General features: G+C 57.1%; 16 protein-coding genes and 1 pseudogene. All 17 read left to right on the top strand.

Annotated features, from left to right (window positions below):
• Positions 1–35 precede the first annotated feature (35 nt).
• The 17 genes and pseudogenes from hisB (at position 36) to GEOBRER4_RS18290 (ending at position 16,976) form a co-directional block, all read left to right on the top strand.
• Positions 36–623, top strand: coding sequence for an imidazoleglycerol-phosphate dehydratase HisB (gene hisB / locus GEOBRER4_RS18370; RefSeq protein WP_085814804.1), 588 nt, complete (start codon positions 36–38; stop codon positions 621–623).
• A 55-nt stretch (positions 624–678) separates the two neighbouring features.
• On the top strand, positions 679–1,302 hold the full coding sequence (gene hisH / locus GEOBRER4_RS18365) for an imidazole glycerol phosphate synthase subunit HisH (RefSeq protein WP_185243479.1): 624 nt from the start codon (positions 679–681) through the stop codon (positions 1,300–1,302).
• 116 nt (positions 1,303–1,418) lie between these two features.
• Positions 1,419–2,150 (top strand): 1-(5-phosphoribosyl)-5-[(5-phosphoribosylamino)methylideneamino]imidazole-4-carboxamide isomerase, encoded by a 732-nt coding sequence (hisA, locus tag GEOBRER4_RS18360; RefSeq protein WP_185243478.1) that lies wholly within the window; start codon positions 1,419–1,421, stop codon positions 2,148–2,150.
• A 16-nt stretch (positions 2,151–2,166) separates the two neighbouring features.
• On the top strand, positions 2,167–2,925 hold the full coding sequence (gene hisF / locus GEOBRER4_RS18355; protein ID WP_085814807.1) for an imidazole glycerol phosphate synthase subunit HisF: 759 nt from the start codon (positions 2,167–2,169) through the stop codon (positions 2,923–2,925).
• A 21-nt stretch (positions 2,926–2,946) separates the two neighbouring features.
• A complete protein-coding gene (locus GEOBRER4_RS18350; protein ID WP_185243477.1) occupies positions 2,947–3,276 on the top strand; it encodes a phosphoribosyl-ATP diphosphatase in 330 nt (109 codons plus the stop codon).
• 132 nt (positions 3,277–3,408) lie between these two features.
• On the top strand, positions 3,409–3,606 hold the full coding sequence (rpsU, locus tag GEOBRER4_RS18345) for a 30S ribosomal protein S21 (protein WP_011940832.1): 198 nt from the start codon (positions 3,409–3,411) through the stop codon (positions 3,604–3,606).
• Between the two features lie 8 nt (positions 3,607–3,614).
• Positions 3,615–4,058 (top strand): GatB/YqeY domain-containing protein, encoded by a 444-nt coding sequence (locus GEOBRER4_RS18340; RefSeq protein ID WP_185243476.1) that lies wholly within the window; start codon positions 3,615–3,617, stop codon positions 4,056–4,058.
• Between the two features lie 116 nt (positions 4,059–4,174).
• Complete coding sequence (locus GEOBRER4_RS18335) at positions 4,175–4,690, top strand: CvpA family protein (RefSeq protein ID WP_185243475.1); 516 nt, start codon at positions 4,175–4,177, stop codon at positions 4,688–4,690.
• 12 nt (positions 4,691–4,702) lie between these two features.
• Positions 4,703–6,457, top strand: coding sequence for a DNA primase (gene dnaG, locus GEOBRER4_RS18330; protein WP_185243474.1), 1,755 nt, complete (start codon positions 4,703–4,705; stop codon positions 6,455–6,457).
• Between the two features lie 32 nt (positions 6,458–6,489).
• The gene (gene rpoD, locus GEOBRER4_RS18325) at positions 6,490–8,244 is read left to right on the top strand and encodes an RNA polymerase sigma factor RpoD (RefSeq protein WP_185243473.1); all 1,755 of its coding nucleotides are present in this window, start codon (positions 6,490–6,492) and stop codon (positions 8,242–8,244) included.
• A 132-nt stretch (positions 8,245–8,376) separates the two neighbouring features.
• On the top strand, positions 8,377–9,054 hold the full coding sequence (gene queC, locus GEOBRER4_RS18320; RefSeq protein ID WP_185243472.1) for a 7-cyano-7-deazaguanine synthase QueC: 678 nt from the start codon (positions 8,377–8,379) through the stop codon (positions 9,052–9,054).
• 59 nt (positions 9,055–9,113) lie between these two features.
• Positions 9,114–9,917, top strand: a complete 804-nt coding sequence (folE2, locus tag GEOBRER4_RS18315; RefSeq protein WP_185243471.1) for a GTP cyclohydrolase FolE2 — start codon at positions 9,114–9,116, stop codon at positions 9,915–9,917.
• 111 nt (positions 9,918–10,028) lie between these two features.
• Positions 10,029–10,703 carry a TIGR04282 family arsenosugar biosynthesis glycosyltransferase gene (locus GEOBRER4_RS18310; protein ID WP_185243470.1) on the top strand — a complete coding sequence of 225 codons (675 nt, stop codon included), beginning with the start codon at positions 10,029–10,031 and terminating at the stop codon, positions 10,701–10,703.
• A 57-nt stretch (positions 10,704–10,760) separates the two neighbouring features.
• Positions 10,761–11,636, top strand: a pseudogene (locus GEOBRER4_RS18305) (RecQ family ATP-dependent DNA helicase); the annotation flags it as partial.
• 149 nt (positions 11,637–11,785) lie between these two features.
• A complete protein-coding gene (locus GEOBRER4_RS18300) occupies positions 11,786–14,071 on the top strand; it encodes a hypothetical protein (protein WP_185243469.1) in 2,286 nt (761 codons plus the stop codon).
• Between the two features lie 8 nt (positions 14,072–14,079).
• Positions 14,080–16,401, top strand: a complete 2,322-nt coding sequence (locus tag GEOBRER4_RS18295) for a site-specific integrase (RefSeq protein ID WP_185243468.1) — start codon at positions 14,080–14,082, stop codon at positions 16,399–16,401.
• Positions 16,398–16,976: a hypothetical protein gene (locus GEOBRER4_RS18290; protein WP_185243467.1), complete on the top strand. Its 579-nt coding sequence runs from the start codon at positions 16,398–16,400 to the stop codon at positions 16,974–16,976. Before GEOBRER4_RS18295 ends, GEOBRER4_RS18290 begins: the two co-directional genes overlap by 4 nt.
• Positions 16,977–17,234 lie beyond the last annotated feature (258 nt).

Below are 17,234 nucleotides of genomic sequence, written 5' to 3'. Positions count from 1 at the left end.
GCACTTTGCGTTGATAATTCCAAGGAGGAGACGTCATGGCTAGATCGGCAGCTATCGAAAGGATCACCAAGGAGACGCAGATCAAGCTCTCCCTCGAAATCGACGGCAAGGGGGAGGCGCAGATCTGCACCTCGGTGCCTTTTCTGGATCACATGCTCGACCTTTTTGCCCGGCACGGCCTGTTCGACCTGAAGGTCGAGGCCCACGGCGACATCGACATCGACTTCCACCATACCGTCGAGGACATCGGCATCGTGCTCGGCACCGCCTTCAAGGAGGCCCTCGGCGACAAGTGCGGCATCCGCCGCTACGGCAACGCCGTGGTGCCGATGGACGAAGTGCTGGCGAGCGTCGCCACTGACCTCTCCGGCCGCCCTTACCTGGTCTACAACGTCGAACTTCCCAAGGTGAAGATCGGGGATTTCGACGTCGAGTTGGTGCGCGAATTCTTCCAGGGGTTCGTGAACCACTGCGGCGCGAACCTCCACCTGAACCTGATGTACGGCGACAACGTCCATCACATCGTCGAGGCCTGCTTCAAGGCGGCGGCACGTGCGCTGGACCAGGCGACCCAACTGGATTCCAGGATCGAAGGGGTCATGTCCACCAAGGGGAAGCTTTAAAGGCAGAAAGCTTTATCAGTGATCGGCACTGCGAGGCGCCGGAAGGATTTTTCATATGATCGCGATTATTGACTACGGCATGGGGAACCTGCGCTCCGTGCAGAAGGGGTTCGAGAAGGTCGGCTTCGATGCCGTCGTCACCGCGGATCCCAAGGTGCTGCTCGACGCCGAGCGGGTGGTCCTGCCGGGTGTGGGCGCTTTCCGTGACTGCATGAGGAACCTGGAAGAGGGGGGCTTCGTTGAGCCGATCCTTAAGGTGATCCAGGAGGGGAAGCCTTTTCTCGGCATCTGCCTGGGGCTGCAGCTTCTCTTCACCGAAAGCGAGGAGTTCGGCAAGCACCAGGGGCTGAACGTCATCCCCGGCAAGGTGCTCCGCTTCCCGGAAGGGATGGAGGAGGGGGGCGAGGAGCTCAAGGTCCCGCACATGGGATGGAACCAGTTGAGCTTCAAGCGTCCGTCGCCGCTTTTCCAGGGGATTGATGACGGGACCAACGTCTACTTCGTCCACTCCTACTACGTGAAGCCCGATGACGAGTCGGTCGTGGCCGCGACCACAGGTTACGGCATCGATTTCTGCGCGGCTATCTGGCGCGACAACGTCGTCGCCGCGCAGTTCCACCCGGAAAAGTCCCAGGACAAGGGGCTCGCGATGCTGAAGAACTTCGCGCAGATGAAATAAGCTGTCGCCGGCCCGCCCCCTCCCCCGGTCCTCAGAGGGAGAGGCGACGTTTGGACGGCATATATATTAAATACGGGCGCCGGAAGGCGCCGCGATGAAATGGATTGGGAGAAGCAATGATCATCATTCCCGCAATTGATCTGAAAAACGGCTGCTGCGTCCGCTTGGAGCAGGGGCTGATGGAGAAGGACACGGTATTCAACGACGACCCGGGCGCGCAGGCAGCGGAATGGCAGCGCCAGGGGGGCGAGATCCTGCACATAGTGGACCTAGACGGCGCCTTCGCAGGGGAGCCCAAGAACCGCTCGGCGATCGAAGCGATAGTCAAATCCGTGACGATCCCGACCCAGCTGGGTGGCGGCATCAGGGACATCGCCACCATAGAGGCCTACCTCTCATTGGGCATCGGGCGCGTCATCATCGGGACCGCGGCGCAGAGAAACCCCGCTTTCGTGAAGGAAGCTTGCGCCAAGTTCCCGGGCAAGATCGTGGTCGGGATCGATGCCAAGAACGGCATGGTCGCGGTGCAGGGTTGGGCCGAGGTGACCGGCGTCACCGCCACGGAGCTCGCCAGGCAATTCGAGGGTGACGGCGTCTCCGCCATCATCTATACCGACATCAGCCGCGACGGGATGATGCAGGGGCCGAACATCCAGGCGACCAAGACGCTGGCCGAGGCCATCAACATCCCGGTGATCGCCTCCGGCGGGCTCTCCTCGCTGCAGGACATCGAGAACCTGATCGCCATCGAGTCTTCCGGTGTCACCGGCGTCATCACCGGCAAGGCCATCTATTCCGGCGCCATCAACCTCGCCGAGGCCATAGCGCTGACTAAGAAACAGCGCTGAGAGAAGGGGGTTTACGATGCTGACCAAAAGAATCATCCCCTGCCTCGACGTGAAGGGGGGGCGGGTAGTCAAAGGTGTACAGTTCCTCGGGCTGCGTGACGCTGGGGACCCGGTGGAGATCGCCGAGCTGTACGACCAGCAGGGGGCCGACGAACTCACCTTCCTCGACATCACCGCTTCCTCGGACGACCGCGACATCATCATCGACGTGGTGCGCCGCACCGCCGAGCGCGTCTTCATGCCGCTGACGGTGGGTGGCGGGGTCCGGGTGGTCGAGGACATCAGGCGCCTTCTGAACGCCGGCGCGGACAAGGTTTCCATAAACACGGCCGCCGTGCACCGCCCGGAGTTCGTGAGCGAGGCGGCCGAGAAGTTCGGCTCGCAGTGCACCGTGGTCGCCATCGACGCCCGCAGCAGGGCCGGCGGGGGATGGGAGGTCTACACCCACGGCGGGAGGAACCCGACCGGGATCGACGCTGTGGAGTGGGCCCAGCGGATGGAGAGCATGGGGGCGGGGGAGATCCTCCTTACCTCCATGGACCGCGATGGCACCAAGGACGGCTACGACCTGCCGCTCACCCGCGCGGTGGTCGACGCGGTCAGCATCCCGGTCATCGCCTCCGGCGGCGTCGGCGGGCTGTCCCATCTCTACGACGGCTTCACCCAGGCTGGCGCCAGTGCCTGCCTTGCCGCCTCCATCTTCCACTACCGCGAGTACACCATCGAAGAGGCGAAGAGCTACCTCCGCGACCGTGGCGTGCCGGTACGACTCTAGATTTCTCAGGGAGCAATGCCCATGGAAAAACCCAAGGACGACATCATCGCCGCGGTTTACCGCGTGATCCAGGAGCGCAAGGCCAACCCCAGCGAATCCTCCTACACCGCGAGCCTCATGGCCAAAGGGGTTGATAAGATCCTCAAGAAGGTCGGCGAGGAGGCGACGGAGGTCGTCATCGCCGGGAAAGGCGGGAAGCGCGAGGAGATCGTCTACGAGACGGCCGACCTGATCTTCCACAACCTGGTGCTCTTGGGCTTCTACGACATCGACCCGGAAGAGGTCTATGCCGAACTGAGGCGCCGCTTCGGCATTTCGGGTATCGAAGAGAAGGAATCCAGGGTAGGTTAACAGATTCTGAACAATCTTAGAAAATTCTTGACAAAAACTGAGCTGGTGATATATTGCTGGTTCCTTGAATAATGTCTGCCGGCCCGTACCCACTAAGTTAGTAAATCCAGAAGAGAAGGGGGGGGAATATGAATGCCGGGAGTAAAGGTAAAAGAAGCTGAACCGTTTGAGCTTGCGCTCAAAAAGTTCAAAAAGCAGTGCGAGAAAGCTGGGATCCTTTCAGAGGTTCGCAAAAGAGAGCACTACGAGAAGCCGAGCATCAAGAAGAAGAAAAAGGCCATTGCAGCGCGCAAGCGTGCTCTGAAAAAACAGCGGAAGATGGTTGACTAGAGGGATTCATGCAACTGCAGGAGAGATTAAACGCGGATCTTAAGGAAGCGATGAAGAGTCGCGATGCCTTGCGCATCTCGACGATCCGCATGCTGCTCTCCTCGGTGAAGAACCGCGCCATCGAACTCAGACGCGATCTGAGCGATGCGGAAGTCACCGAAACCATAGTTACCCTCTGCAAGCAGCGCAGGGAATCCATCAGGCTCTTTAAGGAAGCAGGCAGACAGGAGCTAGTGGATAAGGAGGAGGCGGAGCTTGGGCTCCTGACCGGTTACCTCCCCCAGCAGCTGACACGGGAAGAGCTGGTATCCCTTGTGGAGAAAGTCATAGCGGAAACCTCCGCCACGAGCGGAAAGGACATGGGCAAGGTGATGAAAGCCATCCAACCCCTGGTTTCCGGCCGCGCAGACGGTAAATTGGTGAGCGAAGTTGTAAAGGAAAAGCTCGCATGACTGTTGCCCCCGGGAAACACTCCCGGGGGTGATTGCGGGTTTTGGGGTGTCTTGAGTAGGGGCGAATCTAGCGATTCCCCCTTCTTTTGCTTTGTGGCTGCTGACCAGGTGTGTGCATGATCCTTCTCGACATCCTTATCTGGGTGGTATTGCTCTTCTTTGTGGCAAAAGGTTTCTCTAAGGGACTGGTGCGGGAGGCTTGCTCCCTTCTCGGCCTTGTCACGGGCGGCTGGGCCGCTTTCAGATACTATTCATTTCTAAGCCTCGGGATCAGGCAGTTCATCAACCTCCCCCCGCAGGTGGCGCAGCCGCTGTCGTTTCTCCTTATCTTCCTGTTGCTGGGCGTCCTTTTCTATTTCCTCGGTCATCTGCTCACCGTCATCTTCAAGGTCATGCTCCTGGGAGGGATCAACCGGATCGGCGGCATCGTGTTCGGCTTTCTGGAGGGAGGGTTCCTCCTTTGCGTCGTCCTCTACCTCGCGACCACCAAACCCATGCCCGACAAGTTCAAGGGGTGGGTCTCCCGATCCAAGACCGCTAACGCTTTCGCCTCGACCGGGGGGAGCATCGCCGCCGGATGGGAAGGGGCAGTTCGCAGGGAAACGCCTCCCCAGGGAGCGCACAAGAAATAAGGAACTGCAGCGGTGTCGATGATTCCGGATGAAAAGGTCAGGGAGGTACGCGAGCGGGCTCCCATTCTCCAGGTCATCTCCGATTACATGAGCCTCAAGAAATCGGGGGCGAACTACCAGGGGATCTGCCCTTTCCATGGCGAGAAGACCCCTTCGTTTAACGTGAACCCAGCGCGCGGGATCTTCCACTGCTTCGGCTGCGGGGCAGGCGGCAACTCTTTTGATTTCGTCATGCGCATGGAAGGGCTGAGTTTCCCCCAGGCGGTGAAGTTCCTCGCCAAGAAGGTTGGGGTCGAGATTCCCGAGCGGCCGCTTTCGCGCGACGAGAAGCGCAGGATGGACGAGCAGGAGCAGGCCTTTCACATCAATGAACTGGCCTGCGAGTACTACCTCCGGGTTCTGGAGTCGGACGAGGCGGGCGCAGCAGGCAGAGGCTACCTGCAGCAGCGCGGCGTGGACCGGGAGACAGCGGCCACCTACCGCATGGGATTTGCACCGGTTGGCTGGGACAACCTGGCCAAGTTCCTCCAGAGAAAAGGAGTGCCGCTGGAGCAGGCCGAGAAGCTGGGGCTTTTGAGGAAAAGGGAGGGAAGGGACGGCTACTACGACACCTTCCGCAACCGGCTGCTCTTCACCATCTCCGACCTCCACGGCCGTGCCATCGGTTTCGGCGGGCGGGTTATGGACGACTCGCTCCCAAAATACATCAACTCCCCGGAGTCGGTGGTGTACCACAAGAGCGAGGTCCTCTTCGGGGTCGATCTTGCCAAGAAGGGGATGCGGGAGCAGGGAAGCGCCATCGTCGTCGAAGGGTACTTCGACCACCTGGCCCTTTACCGGGCCGGCTACACCAACGTGGTCGCGACCTGCGGCACGGCGCTGACGCCCCCGCACGTGAAGCTGCTCCGGCGCTACGCCGAGCGCGCCTACATGCTCTTCGACGGGGACGAGGCGGGACGCAAGGCGACGGTCCGGTCCATGGAACTCTTCCTGGAGGAGGGGTTCCCGGCGCGGGTGGTGGAAGTCCCCTCGGGGGACGACCCGGACACCTTCATCCGGCGCGAAGGAGGTGCGGCGTTCGCGCCCCTTCTGGAACAGTCCCTTCCCATCTTCGAGTCGTTTTACCGCGGCGTGCTGAAGAGCCTCGATATCCGGAGCGTCGAGGGGAAGGTGGCCTTCGTGAACGAGGTCTCGCCGCGACTCGCGAAGATATCCGATCCGGTCGAGCGTGGGCTTTACGAGAAGGAGATCTGCCGGGCTGTCGGGATCGACCAGGCGATGCTGCACAAAAAGGTGGGGATACCCGCCGCCGCGCCGCGCCCCCAACAGGCGAAAGCGGCGCCGCGCACCGCCGCCACCGAAGAGGTGCTCCTGACGCTGATGGCGAAGTATCCCGAAGTCGTGCTAACGGTACGGGACCATGGAGCCGATAAGCTCTTCAACGGCGCCCATCTCAGGCTCGCCGAGGCCATCATTGCGGAGGCGGGGCAGGGGGAGCTGGACCTCTCCCGCGTGCTGGAGCAGATAGAATCGCCCGAGGAGCGCAGCCGCCTCTTCTCGCTCTTCGTGGAGGACGCGCACCTGGAGGACATGGACGCCATCAAGGCGTTCGAACAGTGCTGCCAAGCCCTGGAGCGGCATGCTCTGAAGGGGGGCGGCAAGGCCCTGGCGCGAGAGCTTGCCACGGTCGATCCGGATTCTCCCAGGTACCTGGAGATTCTGGCTGAACTTGAGCGGTTGCGTAACAAAAAATCGAAATTACTATAGTAGGATTCAAAAGCTGTAGTGGAGCGTGGTAAATGGCCAAGAAAAGCATGGATGAAGTTAAGCAGCTCATCGACCTGGGCAAGGAAAAGGGGTTCCTCACCTACGAAGAGGTGAACGACCTGCTTCCCCCGGATATCGTCTCCTCCGACCAGATCGACGACGTCATGAGCATGTTTGGCGATATGGACATCGAGATAGTCGACTCCGCCCAGAAGGTTAAGATCCCCAAGATCAAGATGGATCTGGAAGAAGAGGAAGAGCACGAAGGGAGCGAGGAAGAAGTCGAGTTCGAGCCCGGAACCCTCGGCCGTACCAGCGACCCGGTCCGCATGTACCTGCGCGAGATGGGTTCCGTTTCGCTTCTCACCCGCGAGGGAGAGGTAGAGATCGCCAAGAGGATCGAGGTCGGCGAGCGCGACGTTGCCAGCGTCATACTGAACACCCCGATCACGGTGAGAGAGGTGGTAAACCTCGGCGAGCGTCTGCGGAAGCAGCAGATCGGCGCCATCGAGATCTCCAAGGACGTCGAAGAGGAGGTACTTGAGGAGGGAGAAGAGGATCTCCAGGCCCTCAAGGTGCTGACCATCATCGACGAGATCAAGGAAATCGACCTGCGTATGAACGAGATCCAGACGGTTCTCGAGACCGAGAAGGTCGCCGCCAAGGAGCGCGATGCACTGGGAGTCGAGCACTCCGAACTCAAGGTGAAGATGGCGGAGACCCTCAAGTCGCTGCGCCTGAAAGACCGTCACATCGAGAAAATCGCCCAGCGTCTTAAGGAGCTGTCCTGCAAGGTCGACACAGTGATGCAGGAGATCGCCGAGCTGGAGAAGGAAAGCGGCGCCGAGAGGGAAGCGTTCCTTACTGCTTTCGAAGGTGCCAAGGGCGGCTCCGAGGCGGACTTCGCGAAGAAGCTGAACATGACGCTTGAAGAGGGGCAGAAGCTCGAGAAGCGTTTCCGCTCCAGCGAAGCCAAGTTGAAGAAGATCGAGCAGGAGTCCGGCTTCAAGGCGAGCGAGCTCGCCAACGCCCTGCTCGCCATCGAAGAGGGTGAGCACAAGGCGAAGCTGGCCAAGAGCGAACTGGTCGAGGCGAACCTTCGCCTGGTCGTCTCCATCGCGAAGAAGTACACCAACCGCGGCCTGCAGTTCCTGGACCTGATCCAGGAAGGGAACATTGGCCTCATGAAGGCGGTCGACAAGTTCGAGTACCAGCGCGGCTACAAGTTCTCGACCTACGCCACCTGGTGGATCCGCCAGGCCATCACCCGCGCCATCGCGGACCAGGCCCGCACCATCAGGATCCCGGTGCACATGATCGAGACCATCAACAAGCTGATCCGTACCAGCCGCCAGCTGGTGCAGGAGATCGGCCGCGAGCCCTCCCCGGAGGAGATCGCCGAGCGCATGGCGCTGCCGCTGGACAAGGTGCGCAAGGTCCTGAAAATCGCCAAGGAGCCGATCTCCCTGGAGACCCCGATCGGCGAGGAAGAAGATTCCCACCTTGGGGATTTCATCGAGGACAAGGGGGTGGTATCCCCCCTGGAGGCGGTGATCAAGGCGAACCTTTCCGAGCAGACCTCACGGGTCCTCTCCACCCTCACCCCCCGCGAGGAGAAGGTGCTCCGGATGCGCTTCGGCATCGGCGAGAAGAGCGACCACACCCTCGAGGAGGTGGGCCAGGACTTCGAGGTTACCCGTGAAAGGATCCGGCAGATCGAGGCGAAGGCGCTCAGGAAGCTGCGCCATCCCAGCCGGGCTAAGAAGCTGAAAAGCTTCGTAGAGTAAGCATCCAGGGCCGCACCGGATCATCGGCGCGGCCCTTTGCTTTTGTAAAAGTTCAAAAAGAGGTAAGCAGGGGGCAATCCAGGGGACGCAGAGCCGCCAACTGGGGACCTCAACCTTCAACGAGGTGAAAAAATGCAGAAAAAGGCGGTAATCCTTTACAGCGGCGGTCTCGATTCGACCACCTGTCTCGCGATAGCCAAGGAACAGGGTTTCGCACCCTACGCCCTCAGCTTCAGCTACGGCCAGCGGCACCAGCAGGAACTGGAGGTGGCGAAGCGCAACGCGCGCCCGATGGGGGCCGTGGATCACCTGCTGGTCGAGTTCGACCTGAGAAAGATGGGGGGGAGCGCCCTCACCTCCGATATCGAGGTTCCGAAGGAAGGGGTCGGTGAGGAGATCCCGGTGACCTACGTCCCGGCGCGCAACACGATCTTTCTTTCCTTCGCGCTGGGGTGGGCGGAGACCCTCGACTGCTTCGACATCTTCATCGGTGTCAACGCGCTCGACTACTCGGGCTACCCCGACTGCAGGCCCGAATTCATCGCGGCCTATGAGACCATGGCGAACCTTGCCACCAAGGCCGGGGTCGAGGGAAGAAGGTTGAAGATCCATACCCCGCTGATCAGCCTGACCAAGGCGGAGATCATCCAGAAGGGGCTCTCATTGGGTGTCGACTACTCCAGGACCCACTCCTGCTACGACCCGGCCGAAGATGGCGCCGCCTGCGGGCGCTGCGATTCCTGCCGCTTGCGGTTGAAGGGGTTTGCCGAAGCGGGGATGACCGACCCGGTGCGGTACCAGAAGTTTTAGCAGCGCCGACCTCACCCCTCCCACTTCCCAAGGGAGGGCGTAACAACCGAGGATAACAAATGATCAAAGAATATCTGAAGAAGCCTGCCCTGAGCGACGTGCAACTCACCCGCGACACCAGGAACATCCCGATCGGAAAGGTGGGGGTAAAGGACATCTCCTATCCCATCGTGGTGATGGACAAGAACAAGTCCTTCCAGAACACGATCGCCCGCATCAACATGTACGTGGACCTCCCTCACCACTTCAAGGGGACCCACATGAGCCGGTTCGTGGAGATCCTCAACGAATACCGCGAAGAGATCGCGCTCGACAAACTGGAACTAATCCTCTCCACCATGAAGGAGAAACTGGGGGCGTCCAACGCGCACCTCGAGATGGAGTTCCCATACTTCGTTGAGAAAACCGCACCGGTGTCGAGGGCTAAGAGCCTGATGGAGTACACCTGCACCTTCAGCGCCTCGCTTTCGGACCGCTTCGATTTCGTGCTGGGGATCAAGGTGCCGGTCACCTCCCTTTGCCCCTGCAGCAAGGAACTCTCCAGCTACGGCGCCCACAATCAGCGCTCAATCATGACGGTCCAGGTCCGCTACAGCGAATTCATCTGGATCGAAGACCTCATCGACATCATCGAGGAGTGCGGTTCCTCCCCTGTGTACTCTCTGCTAAAACGCGAAGACGAGAAATTCGTCACCGAGCGCGCTTACGAGAACCCGCGCTTTGTCGAAGACATGGTTCGCGAGGCCACGGTGAGACTGTTAAGTATGCAGAATGTCACTTGGTTTTCCGTTGAGGCCGAAAACTTCGAGTCCATCCATAAGCACTCCGCTTACGCCGCAATCGAGAGAAGCAAAGAGTCATAAAGTTGTCACAGTCAGCCGATTGACTGTGGATAACTTTGTTGATAACCGCCAAAATTGTGGACAACTCTAAACTTTTCTACTCATTTATCTCCTCTAAGGCCAAGCCCTCTAATGAAACGCGCGCTCGCCATTTTCGCCAAAACACCACTCCCGGGTCTGGTCAAGACCCGGCTCTCTCCCCCCCTGTCGCTCCGGCAGGGGGCCGAACTCTACCGCTGCATGCTGCTCGACACCATCGCACGCGTTCAGGCCTTGAACGCCGAGACCGTCCTCTTCTACGATGGAAAACCGGACTTCTTCCTTGAGGCCGTTCCCGGCGTCACGCTGATCCGGCAGCATGAGGGGGGACTGGGAACGAGGCTGGAGCAGGCCTTCGATCAGCTGGCTGAACTGGGATACGACTCCCGCGTGGTCATCGGCTCCGACGCCCCCGACCTGCCGCTTGCTTACCTGGAGGAGGCCTTTGCCCAGCTGGAGGAGGGAAGCGACATTGTATTCGGCCCCGCCTCTGACGGTGGTTATTACCTGGTCGCGGTGCGGGGAGGGCATGGGAGGATCTTCGAGGAGATACCCTGGTCGACTGAGAGGGTGCTTGAGGTAAGCCTGAAGCAGGCTCAGGCGTCGGGGCTTTCCTGTGCGCTGCTTCCCTCCTGGTATGACGTGGACAGCTATGAAGACCTGCTGCGTCCGGGGCTCTCGGACCCGCTCAACGGCGCGCCACTGACAAGAAGCTTCCTCGCCCACCTCCGGCCGGAAACGCTGGCGCCGACGGCCGATGCGGTATAATCTACCGCGTTGACGCCCCGCTTGCGACGTTATCCCCTCAAGGAATAAAGGCCAGTCATGCCTGCATCCCCCATACAGATTCTCAACGATGTGTTCGGCTTCAAGTCGTTCCGTCCGCCGCAGCAGGAGATCGTGGAAACGGTTCTCTCCGGCAGAGACGCCTTCGTTCTCATGCCCACCGGCGGCGGGAAGTCGCTCTGCTACCAGGTGCCGGCCCTCTGCTTTCCCGGCACGGCCCTGGTGGTCTCCCCTCTCATCTCGCTGATGAAGGACCAGGTCGACGCCCTGCGCGAGAACGGCATCCCCGCCGCGTGCTACAACTCCGCGCTGGGCGAAGCGGAGGCGCGCCGGGTGCTGGCGCAACTGCACGCGGGGGAGTTGAAGCTCCTCTACGTCGCGCCCGAGCGGCTCCTGAACGACGGCTTCCTGGAAAGGATCAAGCCGCTCTCCATCTCCCTGTTCGCCATCGACGAGGCGCACTGTGTCTCGCAGTGGGGACACGACTTCCGCCCTGAATACGCCCAGCTCGGCGTCCTGCGCGAGATATTCCCCGAGATACCGATGATCGCGCTTACCGCGACGGCCGATGCGCAGACCAGGGGGGACATCCTCTCCCGGCTCGGGCTGGAACGGGCTACCTGCTACTGCGCCGGGTTCGATCGCCCCAACATCCGCTACAGCGTCGTCGACAAGAACAAGCCCTTCAGCCAGCTCACCGGTTTTTTGTCCAGCCGCAAGGACGAGGCGGGGATAGTGTACGCCCTGTCGCGCAAGCGGGTGGAGGAGGTGGCGAAAAAGCTTTGCGCAGCCGGGATCAAGGCGGCGGCCTATCACGCAGGGCTCCCCGACAAGGAGCGGCACCGGGTCCAGGAGGCCTTCCTCAAGGACGACATCAAGATCGTGGTGGCGACGGTCGCTTTCGGGAGGAGTTTAGCTTAACACGTGCGATACGTGCGTGATTGACTGACTGCTGAATTCTTGATATTAGGCTATTAGATGGATAGCTGACTCCCATGCAGTCGCACGCTTAATGGTTGCGCGGATTCTGTTCTCCACGCACAAAGGCGTCATGGGGGTTATCTATGAAAGACAGTGGTACCTCGCGTAAAGATAAACAATACCCCCCCCTGAAGTCGCTCCACGGTGGAATCGATACCTCAGACCCCCTCCGACCGTTTATTGGTAAACATGGTGTTCAGTACGACCTCTCCTACCTTAACCATCCGTTGCTTCACAGGAGAACTGTAGAGAGTCTTGCTTACGCCATCACACTGAGGCTGAGCAAGATGTCAAGGCCCACGCAGCAGTTGCTGCATCCGAATGGGATCAAGACAAAAAAGTTCATACTTTGGCTCCTCCATTTTCTTAGTGGCAATGACAAGCCATTCGCAGAGTCGGTTAAGCAGAGCCTTGCCTCTGGGGACATACCTGACCAGGCAAGTTGGCAGATGGTAATCGACAGTTTCCGCAACACGGCAATTCGCAACAAGGACAACCCTTTTTCACGGGGGACCAAGTGTAGCAGAAGTGAGTTCATACATTGCATCAGCGGTTTCCTGAGGATTTGCGAGGCACGCGGTGTCTTCCCAAGGGCAGTCCTTAAAGGCATCAGGAACGCGCACCTGCACAAAAGGCGGCGTAAGATTTTAGGTGATTTGCCGAGCCATAAACTCAGCGAAAGGGAGATCGACCGACTCGTTGGCGGCTACTTGCGGCAAAGTGTTAACAAACACGACATCATTGAAGAGGAGCGGAAAGCCTGCATCAGAACTCTCGCAAGTTCGGGGCTCAGTATTGCCGGAATGACTGACGGGCAGATCATCGAGGAGATCAGAAAGCTCAACACTGAACGATTGGCGGAGGTAAGAAGGTGTGCAGAGGCGGACTTTATTAAGGGTTGGGAGGCCTATCAGGAGGGGCAGCAACTTCTCGCTGAATCAGATCTTTCTTACGAAGTGGACATGCTGGGGCCCATGAAGGAGTGGTTTGAGGTTGTGCAGCATGACCCCTCCGGCATCCGCACAAAAACAGTGCAGAACCCGTTTAGACAGATGTTTCTTGGGACCTCCAAACGTATCAACGGCCGATGGACAAGGCAACCGCTGCCAGTGAGGGTTGCGAAATCAAGGCTTCTCACTCTGCTGGATGGGCGTTATGGCCTGTGTCCAAAACTAAGAAGATCAGATAAAGACATTTGTGAAGAACCTATCTTGCGTATATGGAGAAATGTATTCAGAGGCAATGGCTTCCACGACTTTGAAGGTTGGCCTAAGGAGCGTCTGGGCACGTCAATGTACACCTTATTGATGGCACAGATCATTCTGCTCATAGACACGGGCCTCAATGTTGAGGTCGTTGACGGCCTGACCGTTGATTGCGTGAGAGACACCGACGTGCCAACCATCAAAGAAATCTGGGGCATTAAGTCTCGTGCAGACAACAAGCCTGTTCACAGCAGAGTGCGAATCGACTCTAAAGATAGAGCCAATTCTATTGTGGTCATACAAAGGGTTAAAGAGATGACGCAGCGCCTGCGTCGTCTCGCCAAGAACGGCCACCCTCTTTATGAGGTTAGAACTGAAGAAGCGAGGGTAGAACAGAGGCTTTTCTTACGTGAAAAAATAATAGGTGTACCTATGGGCAGCGTGACCGTAACCGCCGGTGTGGTTGCTGTGTATGATAAGGCTCTGAAAAAATTTAAGGAAAACCATCCCTCCATTGGCGCATACAGTTTCTTGCCGACCAGTATTCGACCAACGGTCAGGGTGTTGGCCTTTGTTAATGGAGAAGACATCGAGACCTCAAGGGCCCAACTGGCCCACAAGACGATAGCCACATCGACTGGCTATGTAGTGCGTACTCTATCTCGGATGGAGATGGAGGAGCGTATCAGGGGGTTCATGAAGCATTACGAAGCCATAGTGATTCAGGATATCGAGGATGCAGCAAGAAGACTCGGGTACACTACGGCAGAATACGAGGACCGCCTAGCCAACGCCAAAAGGACAGGTCTCGGGACAATATGTGATCACCAAAGAAAAGACGATGAAGGCAAAGAGTTTAGTGTGAAGAGATCCGACTGCGACCCTGTGGACGACTGCCCCAAGTGCCCTCTTGCACGAGTATTTCCGGCACTTAAGGAAAATTTGGTGGATGCTTTCATGATGCGCAGGTGGATAAGGGACAACGAAATTGAGTTACGGATGAACGAGGAGCGGTGGCAAGAGGTTTGGATGCGGTGGCTTGCCATAGTTGAAGGGGGCATTGATAAAGCGAAATCTGCACATAACGTCAGCAGGAAAATTTTGAGGGAGGCGGAAGAGATGGCAAAAGCACTAGGTACCGCTGACTTCGTCCCATTGATATAGGAGGAGCAATGTGCGAAAGCGAAGCAAATGACGCGGCCATTCCTTCCTCACCTCTTGCTCGTCCAGACGTGTGCGTCTCACGCCCATGGCTTGATGAGCTCGACACTCCGTTGTGGCTGAACGATAGGGCTGCCCTCTATGCCAATGAGTGGAAAATAAGCGACGAGGGTTTTGGTGGCACTAAACGTCTGAACTGGGAGTATCCGCTGTACGACCCTGCCACGATGAAGGTCTCCCTGCTGACGGATCCTGATAATGAAGCACTTCTTGAGGTTGCCCAGCGCTTCTGTATCGCCCTTCGGGAAGGTCATATCAGGAGCATCACCAGCGCCGAAAACCAGGTTGCAATGACGAGGCGACTCCTAAGCATTTTTGCATGGATGCGTCTCAACTTCATTTACAGTGTTGACTATATTACAACTCTTGATTTTAGACTCTTTATGCAAGCAGCCCCATGGGGTCTTGTCAGGTTACTCGACGCAGAAAGCCGCTTCGATAATTACCTCGAATCGCTCCAGCGCTCAGGGCGGAAGATACCTGTCAGATTCATAAGAACTAGCTTTGATAGCAAAAAGATGTACGAAAGAATCGATGCTAGCGAGGTGCATCGCCAGATTGGTGTTGACCCTGAATTGGCTACTAAATTTGGGAAGAACTTCACGTTTAAATTCTGGACTGCCGTTGCAGCGCTTAACGGCTCAGAGCTTGTTCGGAATAATCAAAAACACCTGCTTGAGCTGGTTGTTGAGCCTGAGCGCGAACCCATGAAGTTAAACTCTTTGCAGAAGTATGTGCAGGCATGGCAGGCCTTGCACGATATGGGTTACCTCCTGCCGCAAAGATGCAGTGTCAACCCGGCAAGCGACTACGTCTCTGGGGAAAATATGTCGTCAAAAAAAGTTGCCCGGGAAGCGCTTACTGTGGCCGACATTGAGGATAGTGAGGGTATAACGGAAACTATGCCCGACCTGCAGGCTTTCCATATCGTGGACCGGGCTTGCCGTTGGGTTATCAACTATTCAGACGACCTACTTGACTTGCGCAAGCTGGCGACTCAACGCGTTTCAAACGCTGTGTGCAGGAGTCAACGGTTAAAGGCCCTGACGGACATTTTAGAAGCATATGCTCCGAAAAACTTTAGTGCCGAAGATTTAGGAGCACCGTGGCCGCTAATTGCCGCTGGTCGCAAAAATGCTGTGGAGGTGCGGGGACTATCAATCAATCATGCAACCAGCATCTATCTCATGGCGGCTTCCGCAATCGTCATAGCCGCATTCACAGCGCGTCGGAGGGGTGAGATTTTGACGATAAAGGGAGGTGAGCAGACAGACAATGACCAGGTGCCTCGTGCTCTCTACCTAGATGAGCGTGGTGAGCCATGGATGTGGAGCTACATTGAGAAGACTTTCCAAAAATGGGATAGAACGCCCATTCCGCCGGTTGTCGTGAGGGCCATTGAGGTACTTGAGGCGTTGACGGAGTCAACGCGCAAAAAAAGCGGGTCCAGGAATCTTTTCGAGGTTGAGCACTTAAGGGGCGGATCTTTAATTAGGTTCGATATAGTTGAGGCCATCAATCTGTTCGCCGACTTCGTCAATGTACCTCTTCTCGAGGATGGGTCAAAGTGGATATTCAGGCCGCACCAGTTTAGGCGCTTCTTCGCACTTTTATACATGTACCGCTATAACTATGGTGAGCACGGTAAGATGGAGGCCTTATCCCACCAATTACGTCATTTTAATATGGAAATGACCAAGCGCTATATCGAAGAAATCTATGAATCCGACATGCTTAAAGCTCATAGCAAAAATATCGTTGTGGACCTAATGTCAGGGGTTCTTAGGGGCAAGCGCAAAGCTCTTGGCCCCGGAGGTGAGGCGATGAAGAAGCATCTTGACGAGATGCTTCATGAGGTTATCAAGCATTCCGAGATTCTCAGCGGAGAAGAGCCTCCATGGGTTGCCCATAAGATTGCAGAGCGGGTGATGATGAAGCTGAATATTGACATGATACCGTTTAAATGGGGGTTCTGTTATGCATACAAACACAAGCAGACAGGGGAATTCCGAGGTAACTGCGTTGCTGACGGCGTAAAGGCTGATCAGCCTGATGTGGCAAAAGCAACGCCCAAGCGCTGCCTTGGGTGTGAGCACTTATACGTCGATGAAAACTTCCGCACACTGTGGGAAACAGGTGCAACTACTTATAGATCGAGGCTGGAGAGGGGAGGCATTTCCGATATCATGAGAGACTATGCGCAGGAGTATGCCAGAGTGTATGAAGAGGGCTTAAAGGCGTATTTCGAAGATGGGTCGGAGTGGGGAGAATGAGCCACTCCCAATATCAAGCCGGCCTGAGTAGGGATGCTCGGCACGAGGCTGCAACTCAGCGAATAAAAGAGAAAATTGCGATCCTTGAGAAATGGTGTGCTGATGGCGTTCCAGAATGCTATGAACTGAGCGGGGTTAGCGATTCCAGCCATAAACACTGTCCAAAAAGCTTAACTGACTTTCAAAAGTGGCTCGACGAGGACCTCGAATTAGAGGTTCGACTGGACGGGGGGCTACATGTCATCCACGGTGTTTATCCTGTTTCTGCGGTGGCGATGGATAGGCCAGAGCGAAGCTCCCTCAAAGGACGTGCTAGAGAGCTTCTCGCATCCATCAAGAACAAACCTTCAGCCAAGCAGGAGTTAACGAAGTTGAAAGTTGAAAAAAGGGCGCAAGAGGTTTTAATCCAAAGGTTGGTTAACGAAAACGCACAATTGCGTAGCGAAATCATGAATATATCTGAAAATGTCCAGATTTTGGGCAATATGAACAAGAATCTAATTCGCAGAGTCGCTGATCTGGAAAAACAACTTGATAGAGTGAGGACAGTGCAGGGATTGCGCCCCGTCAAGTAGGGGGGGCAAATACGTAGGTATGCTGGTCGACAAATCGAAGATAAATGGAGATCCCACTGATGAAGCAGCGCATCAGGGACATCCTGACACTGCTGCCGCACGGAGAGGAGAGTTCTGACTCTGAGTCGATGTCAATGCAATGTAGGAGTCTGCCATTTCAGTCCAACAGAGTCAGCCTAGCCCGTTTTGAGTAGTTAGTGGACAAGTCCCACCTCTACTTTCCTTTGACCAGAGGAGGCAGACCAAGTCGTTTCGGTG

The organism is Citrifermentans bremense (assembly GCF_014218275.1).
GTDB classification, from domain to species: Bacteria; Desulfobacterota; Desulfuromonadia; order Geobacterales; family Geobacteraceae; genus Geomonas; species Geomonas pelophila.
This window is presented reverse-complemented; position numbering and strand designations above follow the sequence as displayed.